The 17,189-nt window shown below is 64.7% G+C and carries 18 protein-coding genes and 1 riboswitch; of the genes, 6 read left to right on the forward strand and 12 right to left on the reverse strand.

Annotation, left to right across the window (positions count from 1 at the left end; genetic code table 11):
- Positions 1-116: 116 nt before the first annotated feature.
- The 3 genes from ABIB90_RS38640 to ABIB90_RS38650 are packed head-to-tail and all read right to left on the reverse strand — an operon-like array spanning position 117 to position 2,791.
- Positions 117-1,505: an ATP-binding protein gene (locus ABIB90_RS38640; RefSeq protein WP_354172445.1), complete on the reverse strand. Its 1,389-nt coding sequence runs from the start codon at positions 1,503-1,505 to the stop codon at positions 117-119.
- A gap of 18 nt (positions 1,506-1,523) precedes the next feature.
- Entirely contained in the window at positions 1,524-2,255 is a 732-nt protein-coding gene (locus tag ABIB90_RS38645) for a response regulator (protein WP_035993624.1), read from the reverse strand.
- Complete coding sequence (locus ABIB90_RS38650) at positions 2,252-2,791, reverse strand: MarR family winged helix-turn-helix transcriptional regulator (protein ID WP_007596846.1); 540 nt, start codon at positions 2,789-2,791, stop codon at positions 2,252-2,254. The genes ABIB90_RS38645 and ABIB90_RS38650 overlap by 4 nt, the downstream gene beginning before the upstream one ends.
- A gap of 339 nt (positions 2,792-3,130) precedes the next feature.
- Between ABIB90_RS38650 and ABIB90_RS38655 the strand changes: the two genes are divergently transcribed.
- From ABIB90_RS38655 to ABIB90_RS38675, 5 genes are all read left to right on the forward strand, one after another.
- On the forward strand, positions 3,131-4,213 hold the full coding sequence (locus ABIB90_RS38655) for a branched-chain amino acid aminotransferase (RefSeq protein ID WP_007596844.1): 1,083 nt from the start codon (positions 3,131-3,133) through the stop codon (positions 4,211-4,213).
- Between the two features lie 122 nt (positions 4,214-4,335).
- Complete coding sequence (locus ABIB90_RS38660; RefSeq protein ID WP_007596843.1) at positions 4,336-4,860, forward strand: YegJ family protein; 525 nt, start codon at positions 4,336-4,338, stop codon at positions 4,858-4,860.
- A 50-nt stretch (positions 4,861-4,910) separates the two neighbouring features.
- Positions 4,911-6,431: a histidine--tRNA ligase gene (gene hisS / locus ABIB90_RS38665; protein ID WP_354202663.1), complete on the forward strand. Its 1,521-nt coding sequence runs from the start codon at positions 4,911-4,913 to the stop codon at positions 6,429-6,431.
- A 116-nt stretch (positions 6,432-6,547) separates the two neighbouring features.
- Positions 6,548-6,751 (forward strand): tautomerase family protein, encoded by a 204-nt coding sequence (locus ABIB90_RS38670; protein WP_007596840.1) that lies wholly within the window; start codon positions 6,548-6,550, stop codon positions 6,749-6,751.
- A gap of 197 nt (positions 6,752-6,948) precedes the next feature.
- A complete protein-coding gene (locus tag ABIB90_RS38675; RefSeq protein ID WP_219683636.1) occupies positions 6,949-7,344 on the forward strand; it encodes a thioesterase family protein in 396 nt (131 codons plus the stop codon).
- A 132-nt stretch (positions 7,345-7,476) separates the two neighbouring features.
- Here the strand turns inward: ABIB90_RS38675 and proC are convergent, their stop codons facing one another.
- Together proC and ABIB90_RS38685 are read right to left on the reverse strand one after the other, a co-directional pair.
- Positions 7,477-8,301, reverse strand: a complete 825-nt coding sequence (gene proC, locus ABIB90_RS38680; RefSeq protein WP_354202664.1) for a pyrroline-5-carboxylate reductase — start codon at positions 8,299-8,301, stop codon at positions 7,477-7,479.
- A gap of 200 nt (positions 8,302-8,501) precedes the next feature.
- Entirely contained in the window at positions 8,502-9,002 is a 501-nt protein-coding gene (locus ABIB90_RS38685) for a type III secretion system chaperone family protein (RefSeq protein WP_007596830.1), read from the reverse strand.
- Between the two features lie 386 nt (positions 9,003-9,388).
- Positions 9,389-9,548, forward strand: a riboswitch (FMN riboswitch).
- Positions 9,549-9,624: 76 nt separating this feature from the next.
- On the opposite strand from ABIB90_RS38685, the gene ABIB90_RS38690 reads away from it, so the two are divergent.
- Positions 9,625-10,188, forward strand: coding sequence for a 6,7-dimethyl-8-ribityllumazine synthase (locus ABIB90_RS38690; RefSeq protein ID WP_007596828.1), 564 nt, complete (start codon positions 9,625-9,627; stop codon positions 10,186-10,188).
- Between the two features lie 76 nt (positions 10,189-10,264).
- Here ABIB90_RS38690 and ABIB90_RS38695 read toward each other — a convergent pair whose 3' ends face one another.
- The 7 genes from ABIB90_RS38695 to lgt form a co-directional block, all read right to left on the reverse strand.
- Positions 10,265-11,299: a D-alanine--D-alanine ligase family protein gene (locus tag ABIB90_RS38695; RefSeq protein WP_007596826.1), complete on the reverse strand. Its 1,035-nt coding sequence runs from the start codon at positions 11,297-11,299 to the stop codon at positions 10,265-10,267.
- Positions 11,296-12,324: a putative zinc-binding metallopeptidase gene (locus ABIB90_RS38700; RefSeq protein WP_354172455.1), complete on the reverse strand. Its 1,029-nt coding sequence runs from the start codon at positions 12,322-12,324 to the stop codon at positions 11,296-11,298. Before ABIB90_RS38700 ends, ABIB90_RS38695 begins: the two co-directional genes overlap by 4 nt.
- Before the next feature lie 220 nt (positions 12,325-12,544).
- On the reverse strand, positions 12,545-13,498 hold the full coding sequence (locus tag ABIB90_RS38705; protein ID WP_007596822.1) for a ribose-phosphate pyrophosphokinase: 954 nt from the start codon (positions 13,496-13,498) through the stop codon (positions 12,545-12,547).
- Between the two features lie 193 nt (positions 13,499-13,691).
- On the reverse strand, positions 13,692-14,318 hold the full coding sequence (locus ABIB90_RS38710) for a hypothetical protein (RefSeq protein WP_354202665.1): 627 nt from the start codon (positions 14,316-14,318) through the stop codon (positions 13,692-13,694).
- A gap of 113 nt (positions 14,319-14,431) precedes the next feature.
- Positions 14,432-15,199: a peptidoglycan editing factor PgeF gene (gene pgeF, locus ABIB90_RS38715; protein WP_354202666.1), complete on the reverse strand. Its 768-nt coding sequence runs from the start codon at positions 15,197-15,199 to the stop codon at positions 14,432-14,434.
- A complete protein-coding gene (locus ABIB90_RS38720) occupies positions 15,196-16,314 on the reverse strand; it encodes a class I SAM-dependent methyltransferase (RefSeq protein ID WP_007596817.1) in 1,119 nt (372 codons plus the stop codon). The genes pgeF and ABIB90_RS38720 overlap by 4 nt, the downstream gene beginning before the upstream one ends.
- A 21-nt stretch (positions 16,315-16,335) precedes the next feature.
- Entirely contained in the window at positions 16,336-17,181 is an 846-nt protein-coding gene (gene lgt / locus ABIB90_RS38725) for a prolipoprotein diacylglyceryl transferase (RefSeq protein ID WP_007596816.1), read from the reverse strand.
- Positions 17,182-17,189: the final 8 nt, after the last annotated feature.

Consider the following 17,189-nt stretch of genomic DNA (forward strand, 5'->3'; position numbering starts at 1 on the left):
GGCGACAATCACAGTCTTGGCCGGAGCCTGTCGCGACCCAGACCTTCTCTCTCGACGTCTTCAGCCTCAAAAGCCAATAGCGCAACAGGCCCACAGGGGGAGAAGGGAAGAGGCAGCTACACCGGTATCCGCACGCTTGCTCTCAATCCGCCCATCGGGCTGTCGCCAAGGGTGATGTCGCCGCCGTGCGAACGGGCGATGTCGCGGGCGATCGCGAGGCCAAGACCCGTGCCGCCTTCGTCCTGGTTGCGGGCGTTGTCCAGCCGCAGGAACGGCTTGAACACCTCTTCGCGTAAGTGCGCGGGAATACCCGGGCCGTCGTCGTCGACTGTCACGGTCAAATAACGGTGATCGCGCTGGCCGGTGATAGCGATGGCCTTGCCGTAGCGGGCGGCGTTGGTGACGAGGTTGGCGAGGCAGCGCTTGAACGAGGCCGGCTTCACCGTGACCACGGGCAGCCCGTTGAACGCGACGGTCGCAATGTGGCCGTGGCGTTCGGCGTCGCTGCGCAGCTCCTCGAGCGCCTGCGCCATGTCGGTCGGCTGCGACTGCTCGCCGGAATCGCCGCGGGCGAACGCGAGATAGTCCTCCAGCATCATCGACATCTCGTCGACGTCCTTGCGCATGCCCTCCATTTCGGGGCTGTCGCCGATCAGCGCCAGCTCGAGCTTGAACCGCGTCAGGATCGTGCGCAGATCGTGGCTCACGCCGGCGAGCATCGCGGTGCGCTGCTCCATCGTCCGCTCGATGCGCGACTTCATTTCGAGGAAGGCGACCGACGCGCGCCGCACCTCGCGCGCGCCGCGCGGACGGAAATTCGGCGCCTCGCGGCCCTTGCCAAAACTTTCGGCAGCGTCGGCAAGTCGCAGGATCGGCTTGATCTGGTTGCGCAGGAATAGCACCGCGACGATCAGCAGGATCGAGGACGTGCCGACCATCCAGAACAGGAAGATCTCCGAGTTCGAGGCATAAGCCGCGCTGCGCTGTGCGAACACGCGCATCACGGCGTCGTCGAGCTGAATCCGGATCTCGACCAGGTTGGAGCGGCCGACCGTATCGATCCAGAAGGAGCGCCCGATCTGGCGGCCGAGCTGCACTGACAGCGTCTGGTCGAGCAGCGAGAAGAACGGCTTTGGTCCCGGCGGCGGCATGTCGCCGGCCGGGAGGAAATCGACGACGAGACCGAGGCGCTGCTGCGCGATACGGCGGATCTGGTCGCGATCCTTGTCTTGCGGATAGCCCTTGTAGACGTCGATCAACGCGGCGATGTCCTGCACCACCGCGGCCGACAGGCGGCGTGTCACCGTGTTCCAGTGCCGCTCCATGAACACGAAGGCGACGACCGATTGCAGGATCACCATCGGCACGATCATGATCAGCAGCGCACGCGCATAAAGGCCGGTCGGCATCCAGCCCTTGAACGCGTTGCCCATCCAGCCATTGGCGGCGGAGACGCGGCCGGCGGCGCTCTTCAGAAGCGTCAGGCCGGTATCGATCGTGCTCATCGGTGGCGCTTTACTGTTTTATGGCGAGGCTACCAGCCGGTAGCCGATGCCGCGCACGGCCTGGAGGAACAGCGGATTGGCGGGATCGGTTTCGATCTTGCGCCGGAGGCGGTTGATCTGCACGTCGACGGCGCGCTCGTTGACGCTGCCATTGCCGGTCAGCGCGCTGCGCGGCACGGTCTCGCCCGGTGTCTCCGACAGGATCCGCAGCATCTCGCGCTCGCGGTCGGTCAGGTGAATGACGTCTTCGCCCTGGCGCAATTCGCCGCGCTCGAGGTGGTAGATGTACGGGCCAAACGCGATCTTCTCCACTGCAGCGGCCTGCGGCGGCGGCGCAGCGCGCTTGAGGATGTTGTTGATGCGCAGCGCAAGCTCGCGCGGCTCGAACGGCTTCGCGACGTAATCGTCGGCGCCGATCTGCAGGCCCTCGATGCGCGCTTCGGCTTCATGCCGCGCCGTCAGCATCACGATCGGCACCGAGGACGAGGTCCGGATGAAACGGGCGAGATCGAAGCCGGTCTCGCCGGGCATCATGACATCCAGGATCAAGAGGTCGAAGTGCAGGCCCAAAAGCTTGGAACGGGCGTCGCTGGCGCTCGCGGCGGTCGAGACGCGATAGCCTTCGCCGGCAAGGAAGCGCGAGAGCAGATCGCGGATGCGGCGGTCGTCGTCGACCAGCAGGAGATGCGGGGCATCGTCGGCGGGGCGTGCCGGCGGGCGTGCGAGCGTTGCAGCGAGCGGCACGGTCACTCCTTGTCCTGATTGACGGTGGCAAAGATCGTCTCCAGCACCTTGTCCGGATCGTCGCGGTCGATCATCGCGCGCAGGAAGCGCTTGACGGTCTCGGCATCCTGCGGCGCCATCTCGGCGAGTGCCTTGGTGATGCGCGTGGTCTGCAGGCCGGCGAGCTTCTGCACCAGCGCCTCGCCCTTCGGTGTCGCAAACAGCAGGCGTTGGCGGCGATCATTGTCGCCGGTCTTCTGCACGATATAGCCCTCGTCCAGGAGCTGCTTGAGCACCCGGCCGAGCGATTGCTTGGTGATACGCAGGACGTCGAGGAGGTCGGCGACCTTGAGGCCGGGATAACGATAGACAAAGTGCATGACGCGGTGATGGGCCCGGCCGAAGCCGAACGCCTCCAGCTCCTGGTCGGGATCGCCGACGAAATCGCGATAAGCGAAGAACAGCAGTTCGATGATATCCCAGCGCAAATTGCCTCCGTCGTCTGCGGCCGGCCGCGGCCCGGCAGCGTCTTGAGAAGGAGTCGCGAAATTTATGTCAGGCATATTGACGTATCTTGGTCTCAATGTTACAAAACGATCAGCCCGCACGAAATTTTAGATCGTTTCGCGTCGGGTGGGCATCGAAGCAAGGCCGCCGCAGTGGGCCGGACGGGCGGCGACGGCCGGAGCAGATCTACCGTGCGATTGTCGAACGGCATTTCGGCAAAACATACTGGACTTCCGTCTTCCGCAAAAGCATGTCCTCGGTGACATGCTGGCCACGGAAACCGGCCGTAACAAGGCTGGCGGCGGTCCGGCCAGAAACCAATCGAGCCAGCCGGGCCCAAATCAGGGCAGGTGGGTGCCACAACGGCACCGCCACCGGCAGCGGGAGGCAAGGACATGAGCATGAAATTCGACATCCAGCCCGCATCCAATCCGACCCCCGAGAAGGATCGGGTCGCCAAGCTGGTCGATCCCGGTTTCGGGCGCGTCTTCACCGACCACATGGCGGTGGTCCGCTACAACCAGGCCAAGGGCGGCTGGTACGAGGCGCGTGTCGAGGCCCGCGCCAATTTCCAGATCGATCCGGCCGGCGCCGTCCTCCACTACGCCCAGGAAATTTTTGAAGGCCTCAAGGCCTACAAGCGCGACGACGGCGGCGTGAACCTGTTTCGCCCCGACGCCAATGCACGGCGCTTCAAGGACTCGGCGGACCGCATGGCGATGGCGCAGCTCCCCGAAGACGTCTTCATCGAGGCGGTCGAGCAAATCGTGCGCATCGACCGCGCCTGGATGCCGGGCGGCGAGGGCAGCCTTTACCTGCGCCCCTTCATGATCGCGAGCGAGACCTTCCTCGGCGTCAAGCCGTCGTCCGAATACATTTTCGCGGTGATCGCCTCGCCGGTCGGCTCCTACTTCAAGGGCGGCCCTGCGCCGGTCTCGATCTGGGTGTCCGAGAATTACACGCGCGCCGCGGTCGGCGGCACCGGCGCCGTCAAATGCGGCGGCAACTATGCCGCGAGCCTGCGCGCCCAGGCCGAAGCGATCCAGCACGGCTGCGACCAGGTCGTGTTCCTCGATGCGATCGAGCGCCGCTATATCGAAGAGCTCGGCGGCATGAACGTGTTCTTCGTGTTCGACGACGGCTCGCTCTCGACCCCGCCGCTCGGCACCATCCTGCCCGGCATCACCCGCGATTCCATCATCGCGCTGGCCAAAGATGCCGGCAAGACCGTGCGCGAGGAGCCGTACTCGCTCGACCAGTGGCGCAAGGATGCGGCAAGCGGCAAGCTGAAGGAAGCGTTTGCCTGCGGCACCGCCGCCGTGATCTCGCCGATCGGCACGGTGCGCTCGGTGAGCGGCGATTTCGAGATCAGCGGCGGCGCCGCGGGCCCGGTCGCCATGGGCCTGCGCAAGCAACTCGTCGACATCCAGTACGGCCGCACCAACGATCCGCACAACTGGATCCGCAATCTGTCTTGATTTTTGCCCTCTCTCTCCCCGCGCGCGGGGAGAGAGAGGCGCCATGAACGCGACACGATGATCGTGCGACAAAGTCCGAGACCTCGAATACTCGAACATCGAGTCATCTGGACATCGCGATCATGGCATCCACTCTTCCCCAACCCCTGAAATGGGTCGTTCTCGCCGCGATCACCGGCGTCACCGTCTTTGGCATTCTGACCATCGGCCCCCAGCCGGATGTCTCCGCTGAGGGACGTTCGCCCGTTGTCGACGTGCGCACCACCGATCCGGAGATGAACACCGCGATCGCGCGCGCCCGCGGCACGCTGCCGACATTCTGGGCCTCCTATGAGGCGCCGAAGCCGTCGGAGACAGGGCATGCCCTGAAGGTGCACTTTTCGACCCGCAAAGGCGGTGAGCACATCTGGATGGCCGAGGTGAAGAAGATACCCAACGGGGCCTATTCCGGCCTCTTCGCCAACGAGCCACGCGATCTGCCCGGCAAGCGGGCAGGCGACAAGGTCGAATTCACTGAAGCCGACATCTCGGACTGGATGTTCATGCGCAACGGCAAGATCGTCGGCGGCGAAACCATCAAGCCAACGCTGAAGTCGTTGCCGAAAGCGGATGCCGACGCGCTCCGGGCGCGGATGGAGCAGCCGTAAGAGCCTACCCGGCAGTTGCCGCCTCGCGCGTCGGCTGGTAAATGCCGCGCATGGCCGAAAAATCCAAAAAACCCCAGAAACTGAAGGCGCGCCTGCCGCGCGGGCTCGAGGATCGCGATCCCGCCGCGATCCGGGCGACGCGGGAGATGGTGGAGAAGATCCGGACCGTCTACGAGCTCTACGGGTTCGAGCCCGTGGAAACGCCGGCGATGGAATACACCGATGCGCTCGGCAAGTTCCTGCCCGACCAGGATCGTCCGAACGAGGGCGTGTTCTCGTTCCAGGACGACGACGAGCAGTGGATCAGCTTGCGCTACGACCTGACCGCGCCGCTCGCGCGCTACGTTGGCGAGCGCTACGGTACCGACGGTCTTGTATTGCCCTATCGCAGCTATCGCGTCGGTTACGTCTTCCGCAACGAGAAGCCCGGCCCCGGCCGATTCCGCCAGTTCATGCAGTTCGACGCGGACACGGTGGGCTCGGCAACACCGGCGGCCGATGCCGAGATCTGCATGATGGCGGCCGACACGATGGAGGCGCTGGGCGTTGCGCGCGGCTCGTATGTCGTGAGGGTGAACAATCGCAAGGTGCTTGACGGCGTTCTGGAAGCAATCGGGCTCGGTGGCGAAGAGAACGCAGCACGCAGACTGACCGTGTTGCGCGCGATCGATAAGCTCGACAAGTTTCCCGCCGAGGAAGTTCGCAAGCTGCTCGGTCCCGGCAGATGGGATGGCGGCGAAGAAGGCAAGGGCGACTTCACGAAGGGCGCCAATTTGAGCGCGTCGGAAGCTGACGTCGTTCTCGCCATCACCAAACCGCACGACGACTGGAAAGAGGCGATCGCCGCGGCGGAAACCTATCTCGCCAAGAGCGAAGTCGGTCAGGCCGGCGTGAGCGAGCTGGAAGAAATCGCCAAACTGGTGACGGCTTCGGGATACGGCGCAGACCGCATCCGTATCGACCCCTCCGTCGTGCGCGGCCTCGAATACTACACGGGCCCTGTCTACGAGGTCGAACTGCTGCTCGAGACCAAGGACGAGAAGGGCCGTCCCGTCCGCTTTGGCTCCGTTGGAGGTGGCGGCCGTTATGACGGCCTCGTCTCACGCTTCCGCGGCGAGCCGGTGCCGGCGACCGGATTCTCGATCGGCGTGTCCAGGCTTCAGGCCGCGCTGACGCTGCTTGGCAAGCTCGACACGAAGCCAGAGTTCGGCCCCGTCGTTGTCACCGTGTTCGAGCGCGAGCGCGTCGCCGACTACCAGAAGATGGTCGCATCGTTGCGAACCGCCGGCATCCGCGCCGAACTCTATCTCGGCAATCCCAAGAACATGGGCAACCAGCTCAAATATGCCGACCGCCGCAATGCGCCCTGCGTCATCATCCAGGGCTCCGATGAAAAAGCGCGTGGCGAGGTGCAGATCAAGGATCTGATCGAGGGCGCGAAGGCGGCGGCCGCGATCGCTTCCAACCAGGAATGGCGGGAGAGCCGCCCGGCGCAGTTCTCGTGCAGCGAGGCCGACCTCGTCGCCAAAGTGCGCGAGGTGTTGGCGCGCCATGACGTAAAGTGGGGATAGCTATGCCGGCAGGCGTCATGCCCGGGCTTGTCCCGAGCATCCACGCCTTGTTTGATGGAAGAGAACGTGGATGGCCGGGACAAGCCCGGCCATGACGACAGCATAGGGAGAGAAAAATGCCTGAGATCACTGTCAGCATGGCCGTGGGCCGCACCGACGAGCAGAAGGCCGGCATGATGCGCGACATCACCCAGGCGCTGGTGAAGAATCTCGGCGTCGATGCCGACGCGGTCGTCATCCAGATCAACGAAGCCCCGCTTGCCCATAAGATGAAGGGCGGCAAGACGTTCGTGGAGCGCGCGGCGGCTGCGAAGAAGTAGCCACCGCTGTAGCTGCAAACGCAACTGTCGTCCTGGCCTAGTGCGCAATTGCGCACGGGGGCCAGGACCCATTACCCCAAGCGGCAGTTGTTGCAGCAGGTTGAGTTCAGACCGCGCATAAAAATGTTGTGTCGGGGTAATGGGTCCTGGATCGGCGCTCGCTTTGCTCGCTTGTCCAGGACGACGGGGGAGGCCCCATGGACGCACGCGACTTCATCAAGGCCGGCATGAGCGCCGAGCGCACGCTGGTGGTGCCGGTGGAGCGCACGGTCGGGCATTTCGTGCCCGGCATGCCGATGGTCTATGCGACGCCGATGATGATTCTGGAAATGGAGATGACGTCGGGCGATGCGATCCGTAGCGTCCTTCAGCCCGGCTGGGTCACCGTCGGCACCGAGGTCGACATCCGCCATCTTGCAGCAGCTCTCGTCGGTGCGACGGTGCGGACTACCGCGAAGGTGGTCGCGGTCGAGCGCCGCGTCATCCGCTTCGAGGTCGAGGCCTTCGAGGGCTCGCGAAAACTCGGCGAAGGCCGCCACGCGCGCGGGCTCATTAATGTCGCGATGTTCAACAAGCGGCTGGGGACGAGCTAGGAGCCGCTTGCTCCGCCCTCATCCTGAGGAGACCGCGCCGCGGTCGTCTCGAAGGATCGCCACAGGCGAGAGCCGGGCCTGCATGGTTCGAGACGGCGCTTCGCGCCTCCTCACCATGAGGGGATAGCTTCCTTACTTCGCCAATTCCTTCGACCGTTTCGTCGCCGCCGCGATCGCACGGATCATCAGATCGCGCAGGCCGGGCTCGCCCATCAGCACGCCGAGTGCCGCAGCCGTGGTGCCGCCGGGCGAGGTGACGTTCTGGCGCAGCGTGCCGGAGGCAAGCTCCGACTGGTGGAGAAGTTCACCGGAGCCGGCGACGGTTTCGCGCGCGAGTTTTGTCGCGAGCGCCTCGGGCAATCCCGCCTCGACACCGGCGCGCGCGAGCTCTTCGGCCAGCAGAAACACATAGGCCGGGCCCGAGCCGGACACCGCGGTCACCGCGTCCATCAGGCTCTCATCGTCGACCCATTCGACCGAGCCGGTGGCGCGTAGCAGCGCATCGGCCACCGCGCGTTGCTGTGCGCTGACATTGTTCGCGGCGACAGCCACCGTGATGCCGCGACCGATCGCGGCCGGTGTGTTCGGCATCGCGCGCACCACCGCGCCGCCGCAGACCTCCTCGAGGGAGGCGATCGTGGTTCCCGCCATGATCGACACCACCGCGGTCTTGTCGGAGACGAATGGCTTCAGCTTGGCGCCGGCCTCGCGGAACATTTGCGGCTTCACCGCGACGATCAGCGTCTCGACCTGGCCCGCCGTGGTCACATCAGGATTGAGCGCAACCCCCTTGGCGGCAAGTGCGGTGATCTCGGCCGAGATGTGAGGATCAATCACCGCGACGCGGCGCGGGTCGAGCCCACCCGAAAGCCATCTGGTCAGCATCGCGCCGCCCATCTTGCCGGCGCCGGCGAGCAGGATGGTGCCGGTGATGTTTTGGAGAGTGCTGTTCGCCATCGCTGTCGCCACCGCCGTCGTCCTGGCCTAGTGCGCAATTGCGCACGGGGGGCCAGGACCCATTACCACGGCTGGTTCTAGTGGAAGGATGGCAGGGCAACAAGCACCGCGAGACACGGAGAGACCTCGCGATATGGTCCTGGCTTTCGCCAGGACGACGATGAGGAGGGAGGTGTGGCTCCCTCACTTGCTGAGAGGCCTTAAGCCTCGCCCACCGTGTCGAACATGGCCGCGTCCATGGCTTCCGCCGTGGACTTGCCGGCCCACACCACGAACTGGAACGCCGGGAAATAGCGTTCGCAGGCGTGGATGGCGCCGGCGAGCATGGCTTCGCACTGGCCGGTGGAGGCGATGAGCCCGCCCGGCAGCACCAGGGCCTGCCGGTGCATGATCATGCCGGTGGTGGTCCACAGGTCGAAGTGCCCGACCCACAGCTGCTCGTTGACCGCGGCGACGAGCCGCTGGACCTCAGATCGCCGCGCAACCGGAATCTTCATGTCGAATGCGCAGGCCAGATGCAGCGCCTCGATCTCGCCCATCCAGGTGAAGGAGATCTGGTAGTCGGTCCATTGTCCCTTGGAGACAATCGTGAGTTCGTCTTCGCCGGAGCGTTCGAACGGCCAGTTGTTGCTGGCAGCGATATCCTCGACCACCGCGAGCGGATGGTTTTTGGAATCGATAGTGCCTTCGAGCAGGGACATGCCGTCTCGACCTCTTGCCTTTTTGTTGTCTTTGATACGCACGCGGTTGGTCCGGCGCGCGCTCCCTTAAATTTGCTAAGGCGATCCGTTCGGATCAGCGCGGGCTTGTCGCGGATCAACTGATGTGATTTGCGGAATCTGCGCAACTGGCTGCCGAGTCCGTCCACAAGTCAGGACTCGTTCGTCCACAGCTCATCTCGGCCACAATTATTAACGGGAAGAACAAATCGGAATCGGATTTGGGGCCGCCCCCGATCGTTAATTCCGCGGCGTGCCCCCTGGACCGCCTTCGCGGTATGGGACCATGCGATTTTCCCATGCGGAACCCGCTTGCCGCGGCCCCGAACCGGCGTCATATTTCGGTCAGGCCGTTCATTCCGGACGGCCGATGTTCTCAGGGCGGGGTGAAAGTCCCCACCGGCGGTAAGGGCCGTAAGGCCCAAGCCCGCGAGCGCCTTCCTCAAAGCCTGTTGCTGCGGGGAAGGGTCAGCAGATTCGGTGCAACTCCGAAGCCGACGGTTAAAGTCCGGATGAAAGAGAACGGTCGGTGGCAGACGCATCGCAGGATGCGGCTGTTTGTCGTTCCGTGTGCCCTGATTCTGGTCCTTAACTGAGGAAAGCCATGAATCAGATGTTGCAAGATCCCCAAGCCGAAACCTCCCAACCAACCCAAACGCCACCGCCGGTTCCACAGGACCCGGCGCCCGACCACCCGCGCTTCGCGAAACCGCAGCGGGTGGCCTTCGTGCAGGCCTGCTGGCACCGCGACGTGGTCGAGGAGGCCCGTATCGCCTTCGTGAAGGAGGCAGAAGCGCGCCACCTCAATCATGTCGACGTGTTCGAGGTGCCGGGCTCGTTCGAGATCCCGCTGCATGCGCAGATCCTCGCCAAGACGCGGCGCTACACCGCGATCGTCGCGGCCGGCCTCGTCGTCGACGGCGGCATCTACCGCCATGAATTCGTCGCCGACACCGTGATCAAGGCGTTGATGGACGTGCAGCTGCGTACCGAGGTGCCCGTGTTCTCCGCGGTGCTGACGCCGCAGCAATTCCACGAGACCGAGGTGCACTACGATTTCTTCCGCAGGCATTTTGCGATCAAGGGCGTCGAAGTGGCGGCCGCCTGTGCGGAGACATTGCTCGGGCTCGAACGCCTGCGCGGCCAGGTCGCCGCGGGAATCGTGTAACGCCGCGCAACGACCATCCCTCATCCCGAGGGGCGCGAAGCGCGTCCCGAAGGATGAGGGGTGATCGCAGCCGTCATCACCCCAATGACACGCCCGCTTTGGCGCGGCTGATTCCGAGCGCCAGGATGCGCTGCAGGAGAGCCGGATATTTCAGCCCGTCATGTAGAGCGGCCGTGGCGAATTCCTGGCTCTTGGCGATCTCGGGATTTGGATTGGCTTCGATGAAATACGGCGTGCCGTCGGCGGTGAGACGAAAATCGATACGCGCGTAGCCGTCGAGGCCAAGCACCCGGTAGATGCGTTTCGCGGCCCGCTGGATCCTGGCGGTCACTTCCGGCGCCAGATCCTTCGCAGGCCCGTCGACGATGCCGACCTTCTCCTGATAGTCGGTGTCGTGCTTGGCTTTCTCCGTGGCGATGTGCCGTGACGAGCGGCCGCCCATGCTGCCGAATTTCAACTCCCAGACCGGCAGGACTCGTAAGCGGTTGTTGCCGAGCACGCCGACGTAAAGCTCTCGTCCTTCGATGAACTGCTCGGCGATGGCGGCGGATTCGACCCGTTCGTGGATGAAGGCGACCCGCTCGGCCAGCTTCTCGTCGGTGTCGACGATCGATGCTTGCGAGATGCCGAACGAGCCATCCATGTTCAGGCTCTTGACGATCAGCGGCAGCGCAAGACGCGTCGGGCGTTTCACCTTGCGGCGCATCGGGAAGACGGCAAAGGCCGGCGCGGCGATCCGGCGGTGATGCACCAGCGTCTTGGACAGATCCTTGCCGCGGGCCAGGGTCAGGCCGCGCGGATTGCACCCGGTATAAGGGACCTTCATCAGCTCGAGATAGCTCGCGATGTGCTGGTCGAAGGCGACGTTGTTGTGGAATTCCTCCAGCAGCGTGAAAACCACGTGCGGCTTGAACTCCTCGATCGCCTCGCGCACCGGCTTGATTTCCTCCTGCGCGCCTAGCGGGCGAACCTCATGGCCGGCTGCGCGCAAGGTGCTCACCACGTCGTATTCGGTTTTCCACGCATTGATTTCCTGCGCGGTGTGCCCGTCGCTGGAGTCCGGCGGCACGAAGTCCGGATGCATGAGCACCAGAATGCGCAGACGTCTCATAGCGCGATCCATTTTCGTCGAGATGGGCCAAACATCGTGTGCATCGTCTTGGCGGTCACGAGGACGATGAAGTCGAGAACGAGCTTCTGTTCAGGACCGACGGCGCGCAGGTCGAGCTCGCGGCAGCGGGAGATCATCTCGTCAAGCACGGCATCGAGCGTAAGCTGATTCTCGCCGGTCCATCGCGCGACCAATTGCCTGATCTGGGAGCGGTGGCGCCTGATCAGGGTCGAAGCCGGCTTTGAGCGGTGATGCCGCGGATCGGCCGAAAACAGCCGGGAGAGATCGCGGTCGTAGGTCTTGGGAGGCGTGAAGGCGTAGAACGCCTGCTTCTTCTTGTAGTGCTCTTCCAGCGTTTGGCTGAGCCGACCCAGCGGATCGACACGCTCCCGCGTCGTGATCGGCGGCCGCTTGCCCGCAATCTCGCCCATCAGCTCGTCGACATATTCGAGCTTCTTCAGTGCCGGCCAGCCGGCATATCGCGTCCGCCAGTTCGAACGGGGCCGTAGCCACACCGCAAACGTCTCGGCGAAATCCTCGTCCGGATGGCTCTGCGCGTACCAGAGCCGCAGATGCTGGACATAGCGCCGGCTCGCCGGATTGGGCCGGTAATAGCGCGGATAATGTTTCGACGACGGGCCGAACAGTTGCTGCCAGCGCCGGCGGCGCTGCAACTGGTAGCCGTGCTGTATGGCGTGGCCCGCTTCGTGACGGAGGATGGCCATGCATTCGCGCCAGGTTCCGCCCTCGACGTCGAACATCATCTTCTTCTCGAGCTTCATCAGGCGGGGATGAGCGAGATAGAACGGAATGGCGATGCCGGGAACGCCGCCCGGGCTGAACCATTCGCTCGACATCCAGGTGTGCGGCCGCAGCCGGATGCCGCGCTCCTCGAGCTCCTCGTACAGCGTGCTGACGCAATCCTCGAGCCAGGTGCCTTCGACCGTAACCCTCAGGCTGGAGAGGCGTTGCTTGAGCAACTCGTCATCCGCCAGCTTCTCCCAGGCAAATTTCCGGCGTGGCATCGGGCATCCAGAGGGCAGAGATGACTCGGGATTCGGATGATGTCATGGGCGGTCGTTGGCAACAATGGGGAGCGGCGGCGCGTGAGGGAGCCGTAGGGTGGGTTAGGCGCAGCCGTAACCCGCCTCTTACTTTCCGCGGGGGTAGAAGTGGTGGGTTACGCCGAGCGGTCTGCGCTTCGCGCAGTCCGCAGGGCTAACCCACCCTACGAGGTCAGCGTGCTCAGTCGAACAGGCTCGACACCGACTCTTCCGCGGCGGTGCGGGCGATCGCGTCGGAGATCAGGCTGGCGATCGGCAGCGTGCGGATGTTCGGGGCCTTGCTCACCGCCTCCGTCGGCAGGATCGAGTCGGTGATCACCAGCTCCTTCAACCTGGAGTTCGTGATCCGGGCCGCCGCGCCGCCGGACAGCACGCCGTGGGTGATGTAGGCGTAGACGTCCTTGGCGCCCTTGGCGATCAGCGCGTCGGCGGCGTTCACCAGCGTGCCGCCGGAGTCCACGATGTCGTCGATCAGGATGCAGGTGTAGCCGGCGACGTCGCCGATCACGTTCATGACCTCGGATTCACCCGCCCTCTCGCGGCGCTTGTCGACGATCGCGAGCGGGGTGTTGATGCGCTTGGCGAGACCGCGTGCGCGCGCCACGCCGCCGACGTCGGGCGAGATCACCATCGTCCTGGAGAGGTCGAACTTGTCCTTGATGTCGCGCACCATCAGCGGCGCCGCGTAGAGGTTGTCGGTCGGGATGTCGAAGAAGCCTTGGATCTGGCCGGCATGCAGGTCGAGCGTCATGACGCGGTCGACGCCGGCCTGCGTGATCAAATTGGCGACGAGTTTAGCCGAGATCGGCGTGCGCGAACCCGATTTGCGGTCCTGCCGGGCGTAGCCGAAATAGGGCAGCACCGCAGTGATGCGGCGCGCCGAGGAGCGGCGCAGTGCGTCGGTGATGATCAGCAATTCCATCAGATGGTCGTTCGCCGGGAACGAGGTCGACTGGATGACGAAGGCATCCGAGCCGCGCACGTTCTCCTGGATCTCGACGAAGATCTCCATGTCGGCGAAGCGCCGTACCACTGCCTTGGTCAGCGGCAGGTCGAGACCTTGCGCGATGGCCTGTGCGAGAGCCGGGTTGGAGTTGCCGGCGACGAGCTTGATGGAGCCGTTCTTGGCCGACATGGACGCTTCCTCCCGCGCTTTGCTGGACACGATGTTCAACATCAAACAATACCCACTGGAAGCACGGTTACGACGGGCGAGGAAATATCAGGCCGGGGGCTGCAATGGCAACCCGGGACGCTACGTTTTCCCTGCGAAATCCCGAATCCGGCCAACGGTTTGGCCGGAAGTTGGGGCCGTGGTTTCGCGGGGGTTATCGCTCGGCATAGCCCAGCGCCGAGGCCGGCATCCCGGTCGCCGGAGCCTCCGGGATCACGCTCGCCACAGCCGGCCCGCGCAAGCCGGGAGCCGAGTTCGGCGCATCCGGCGTACCGTTGATCATGTTGGAAAGTCCGCTGAATCCGGCCTGGGCGATCTTCCGCAGCACGAGATCGTCGGCAGCTCCCCAAGGATCCCGGGCAGCGTCGCGGCCGCCCTTGGCCGCCGTAGGTTCCTCGCCGGAAAGGCGCAGCGCCCGCTGCTGGTTGGCGTCGTAGACGTCCCAGACCCAGGCGATCACGGTCTTGCCGCGCACGATCTGAGCGGAGAGGTAGCTGCGCACGCGGTAGGCAGCCGTCCCCTCGCGGGAGACCACGGACAGGCTGCGCAGCTTGGATTCGGTGTCGAGCACGCCGACCATGCGGTCGAACACTTGCGGCGGCGGCCCGTCGATCGATTCGAACGCGACTGTCGCCCCGGAGCCGGCGCTCGGCGCCATGGCGTAGGAGTTTGCGGCACCACCGCCACCGGCACAGCCGCCAAGCGCGGTCGCAGCCGTCAGCAGCATGACCGCCAGCACGCGCGAACCTGCGCGGCGCAAGATGAATGACGCGTCCCTCATTATGGAGGGCAGCGATATCGTTAAAACGCATTAACGTCTAGGGCGGGGGCGCCACAGCCCACTGTCATCGCGCGCAGGCATAGCCCCGGAATGACACGGGGTTGCCTTTGTGTTCACGCTTCGAGCGCGATCGCGTGAACGTGGCGGCCGTAATCCGGCTCCTTGCGATGCACCGAGCGGCGGTAGCTGAAGAAGCGTTCGTCGGCGTAGGTGTCCAGACCGAGATCGTCGATCATCAGGATGCCCGCGGCTTCCAGACGCTTGCGGATGAAGCCGGCGAGGTCGAACATCGCGTGTCCCTCGCGCACCGACGGGATGAAAAACATCGTGTTGTCCGCATCCGCCTCGATGAAGCGCGCCACGAACTCGTTCCCGACTTCATAACTGTCCTGGCGGATCAGCGGGCCGATCGCGGCGATGATGCCGCTCCGCGAGGCGCCGAGTTTTTCCATCGCTGAAATGGTCTGCTCCAGCACGCCGGTGAGCGCGCCCTTCCAGCCGGCATGCGCGCCGCCGATCACGCCCGCATTGGGGTCGACGAACAGCACGGGCCCGCAGTCGGCGGTGGAGACGCCGAGCGCAATGCCGGGCACCTTCGTCACCAGCGCATCGCCCTTCGGCCGCGGCCCGCTCGGCCACGGAGCTTCGGCCACCAGCACGTCGGGCGAATGGATCTGGTGCAGGCTGAGAAAGCGTTCCGGTGCGACGCCGACATGCTCGGCCATGCGGCGGCGGTTCTCTGCGACAAGGGCCTGATCGTCGTTGGAGCCGAGCCCGCCGTTCAGCGCGGAATAGATACCGCCCGAGACGCCGCCTTCGCGGGTGAAGAAGGCGTGGCGCAGGCCGGGCACCGCTGAGAGCAGCGAGGAGGCAAGCGTCATGAATGGTCTCCGGCGCGTTCGAGATCGCTCAGTCCCGCAAGGCCCGTCAAGCGCGGCTCAGAGATGCCGAGCACCTTGAACATCGAACCCATGCCGCTGCGCCCGGTTTCAGTCAGGCGCTTGAGCGCGATCGAAATGTCCGTGGCAACGTCGGGCGCCGCCTTCTGCATCAAGGCGGCGGCACGGGTCTCGATGCCGACGCGCTTGAGGAAATCGCCCTGCGTCACCGGCCCGTGCACGCGGGCGCCCACGTCCTCCGCCCCGCGCGCGAGCGCCTGGAAGTCGACATGGGCCGTGACGTCGGCTTGGCCCGGCGCCTTCAGGGGATCGGTGAAGGTGTGGCGCGCGATCGCCTGGAAGGTGTCGCCGGCATCGCTGCGCAGATGGCCGTAATCGATGATCAGCGCCGCGCCGTCCTGGTCGCGCACGCGGCTGGCGAGCTTCATAATCTCGGCATCGGGCCGCCACTCGAACACGGCCCCGACGGGCGCGGCGCGCACCAGAGGCGGCAGCAGCACCTCGAAGCGTGGGGTCGGCTCGGCCGCCGCGCCGAATTGAAGTTTTCCGTTGGCGTCGACCTCGATCACGCGCTCGTGCCAGCCGTTCTCGTGACGGACCATCTGGTGGATCGGCAGCACGTCGAAATATTCGTTGGCGAGGATGATGCTCGGTCCGTCCGGCACGTCGTCGATGCTGTCGTGCCAGGCAATGTTGCGCACGCCCGACAGCGTCGCACTCTGCCGCTCGCGCAGGACCGGATTGACCTCGACCATGTGGATGTGGAGCGCCTGGTAGAGCGGCGGCAGCACGCGGAGCGCACGCAGCGCATCGGCCATCATGGTGCCGCGGCCAGGACCGAGCTCGATCAGCCGCAGGAATTGCGGCGAGCCCATCTGCTTCCACACCGAGGCGGTCCATAGGCCCAACAGCTCGCCGAACATCTGGCTGACCTCGGGCGCGGTGGTGAAGTCGCCTTCTCGTCCCAACGGATCGCGCGAGACGTAATAGCCATAGCGCGGATGCATCAGGCACAGTTCCATGTACCGCCAGACCGGCATGGGGCCTGAGGATTTGATCAGCGCCTTGATCTCGTCGAGTAACGGCTGGTCGGTCACGGCCTATCTTCTCAAAAGGAATTAACGAATAGCCCCTGCGGGCTCGGGCGCACCGCGCCTCACTGCCAATACAATAAGTATGCCGCCCACAATAAGCATCGGAATCGACAACAGCATGCCCATGGTTAATCCGCCCCAGAGGAAGCCGAGCTGGACGTCCGGTTCACGGAAATGCTCGCCGGCGATCCGGCTCAGACCATAGATCAGGATGAACGCGCCGAGGATCATGCCCGGCCGCTTCAGGGCGCCGAAGCGGATCATGATCGCGAGCACCGTGAACAGCAAAATGCCCTCCATGCCGGCCTCGTAGAGCTGGCTCGGATGACGCGGCAGTTGGGTGGGATCGTTGGGGAAGATCATCGCCCAGGGCAGCTCCGGCCCGGCGGTGCGGCCCCACAATTCGCCATTGATGAAATTGGCGATGCGGCCGAGCAGCAGCCCGACCGGGGCGACGGCGGTGGTGATGTCGCCGAGCGACAGGATCGAGATGCGGTTGCGATAGGCGAACCACATCACCGCGACGACGCAGCCGAGGAAGCCGCCGTGGAAGGACATGCCGCCTTCCCACAGCCTGAAGATCGCGGCGGGATGGTCGATGAAGAAGGGCAGATTGTAGAACAGCACATAGCCGGTGCGGCCGCCGAGGATGATGCCGAGCGTGACCCACAGAATGAAGTCGTCGATCTGCACCAACGACATCGGCGCCGGGCCGCCCCACAGCCGCTCTTTCTTCAGGAGCGAGCGCGCATAGAGCCAACCGAACACGATGCCGCAGATATAAGCCAGCGCATACCAGCGGATCGCGAACGGACCGATCTCGATCGCGATCGGCTTGAAGGCGGGAAAGTCGATGAGCAGAAAGGGCATCGCGCCTT

The sequence above is a fragment of the Bradyrhizobium sp. JR4.1 genome, assembly GCF_040548605.1.
In the GTDB taxonomy this organism is placed as follows: domain Bacteria; phylum Pseudomonadota; class Alphaproteobacteria; order Rhizobiales; family Xanthobacteraceae; genus Bradyrhizobium; species Bradyrhizobium canariense.

Bases quoted from the DNA above. Each gene is read 5' to 3' on its own strand.
- ABIB90_RS38710 (WP_354202665.1), bottom strand. From the start codon at position 14,318: ATGAGGGACGCGTCATTCATCTTGCGCCGCGCAGGTTCGCGCGTGCTG.
- ABIB90_RS38640 (WP_354172445.1), bottom strand. From the start codon at position 1,505: ATGAGCACGATCGATACCGGCCTGACGCTTCTGAAGAGCGCCGCCGGC.
- ABIB90_RS38700 (WP_354172455.1), bottom strand. From the start codon at position 12,324: ATGCCACGCCGGAAATTTGCCTGGGAGAAGCTGGCGGATGACGAGTTG.
- hisS (WP_354202663.1), top strand. From the start codon at position 4,911: ATGGCCGAAAAATCCAAAAAACCCCAGAAACTGAAGGCGCGCCTGCCG.
- ABIB90_RS38655 (WP_007596844.1), top strand. From the start codon at position 3,131: ATGAGCATGAAATTCGACATCCAGCCCGCATCCAATCCGACCCCCGAG.
- ABIB90_RS38660 (WP_007596843.1), top strand. From the start codon at position 4,336: ATGGCATCCACTCTTCCCCAACCCCTGAAATGGGTCGTTCTCGCCGCG.
- ABIB90_RS38690 (WP_007596828.1), top strand. From the start codon at position 9,625: ATGAATCAGATGTTGCAAGATCCCCAAGCCGAAACCTCCCAACCAACC.
- ABIB90_RS38705 (WP_007596822.1), bottom strand. From the start codon at position 13,498: ATGTCGGCCAAGAACGGCTCCATCAAGCTCGTCGCCGGCAACTCCAAC.
- ABIB90_RS38695 (WP_007596826.1), bottom strand. From the start codon at position 11,299: ATGAGACGTCTGCGCATTCTGGTGCTCATGCATCCGGACTTCGTGCCG.
- ABIB90_RS38685 (WP_007596830.1), bottom strand. From the start codon at position 9,002: ATGTCCCTGCTCGAAGGCACTATCGATTCCAAAAACCATCCGCTCGCG.
- pgeF (WP_354202666.1), bottom strand. From the start codon at position 15,199: ATGACGCTTGCCTCCTCGCTGCTCTCAGCGGTGCCCGGCCTGCGCCAC.
- ABIB90_RS38675 (WP_219683636.1), top strand. From the start codon at position 6,949: ATGGACGCACGCGACTTCATCAAGGCCGGCATGAGCGCCGAGCGCACG.
- proC (WP_354202664.1), bottom strand. From the start codon at position 8,301: ATGGCGAACAGCACTCTCCAAAACATCACCGGCACCATCCTGCTCGCC.
- ABIB90_RS38650 (WP_007596846.1), bottom strand. From the start codon at position 2,791: ATGCCTGACATAAATTTCGCGACTCCTTCTCAAGACGCTGCCGGGCCG.
- lgt (WP_007596816.1), bottom strand. From the start codon at position 17,181: ATGCCCTTTCTGCTCATCGACTTTCCCGCCTTCAAGCCGATCGCGATC.
- ABIB90_RS38670 (WP_007596840.1), top strand. From the start codon at position 6,548: ATGCCTGAGATCACTGTCAGCATGGCCGTGGGCCGCACCGACGAGCAG.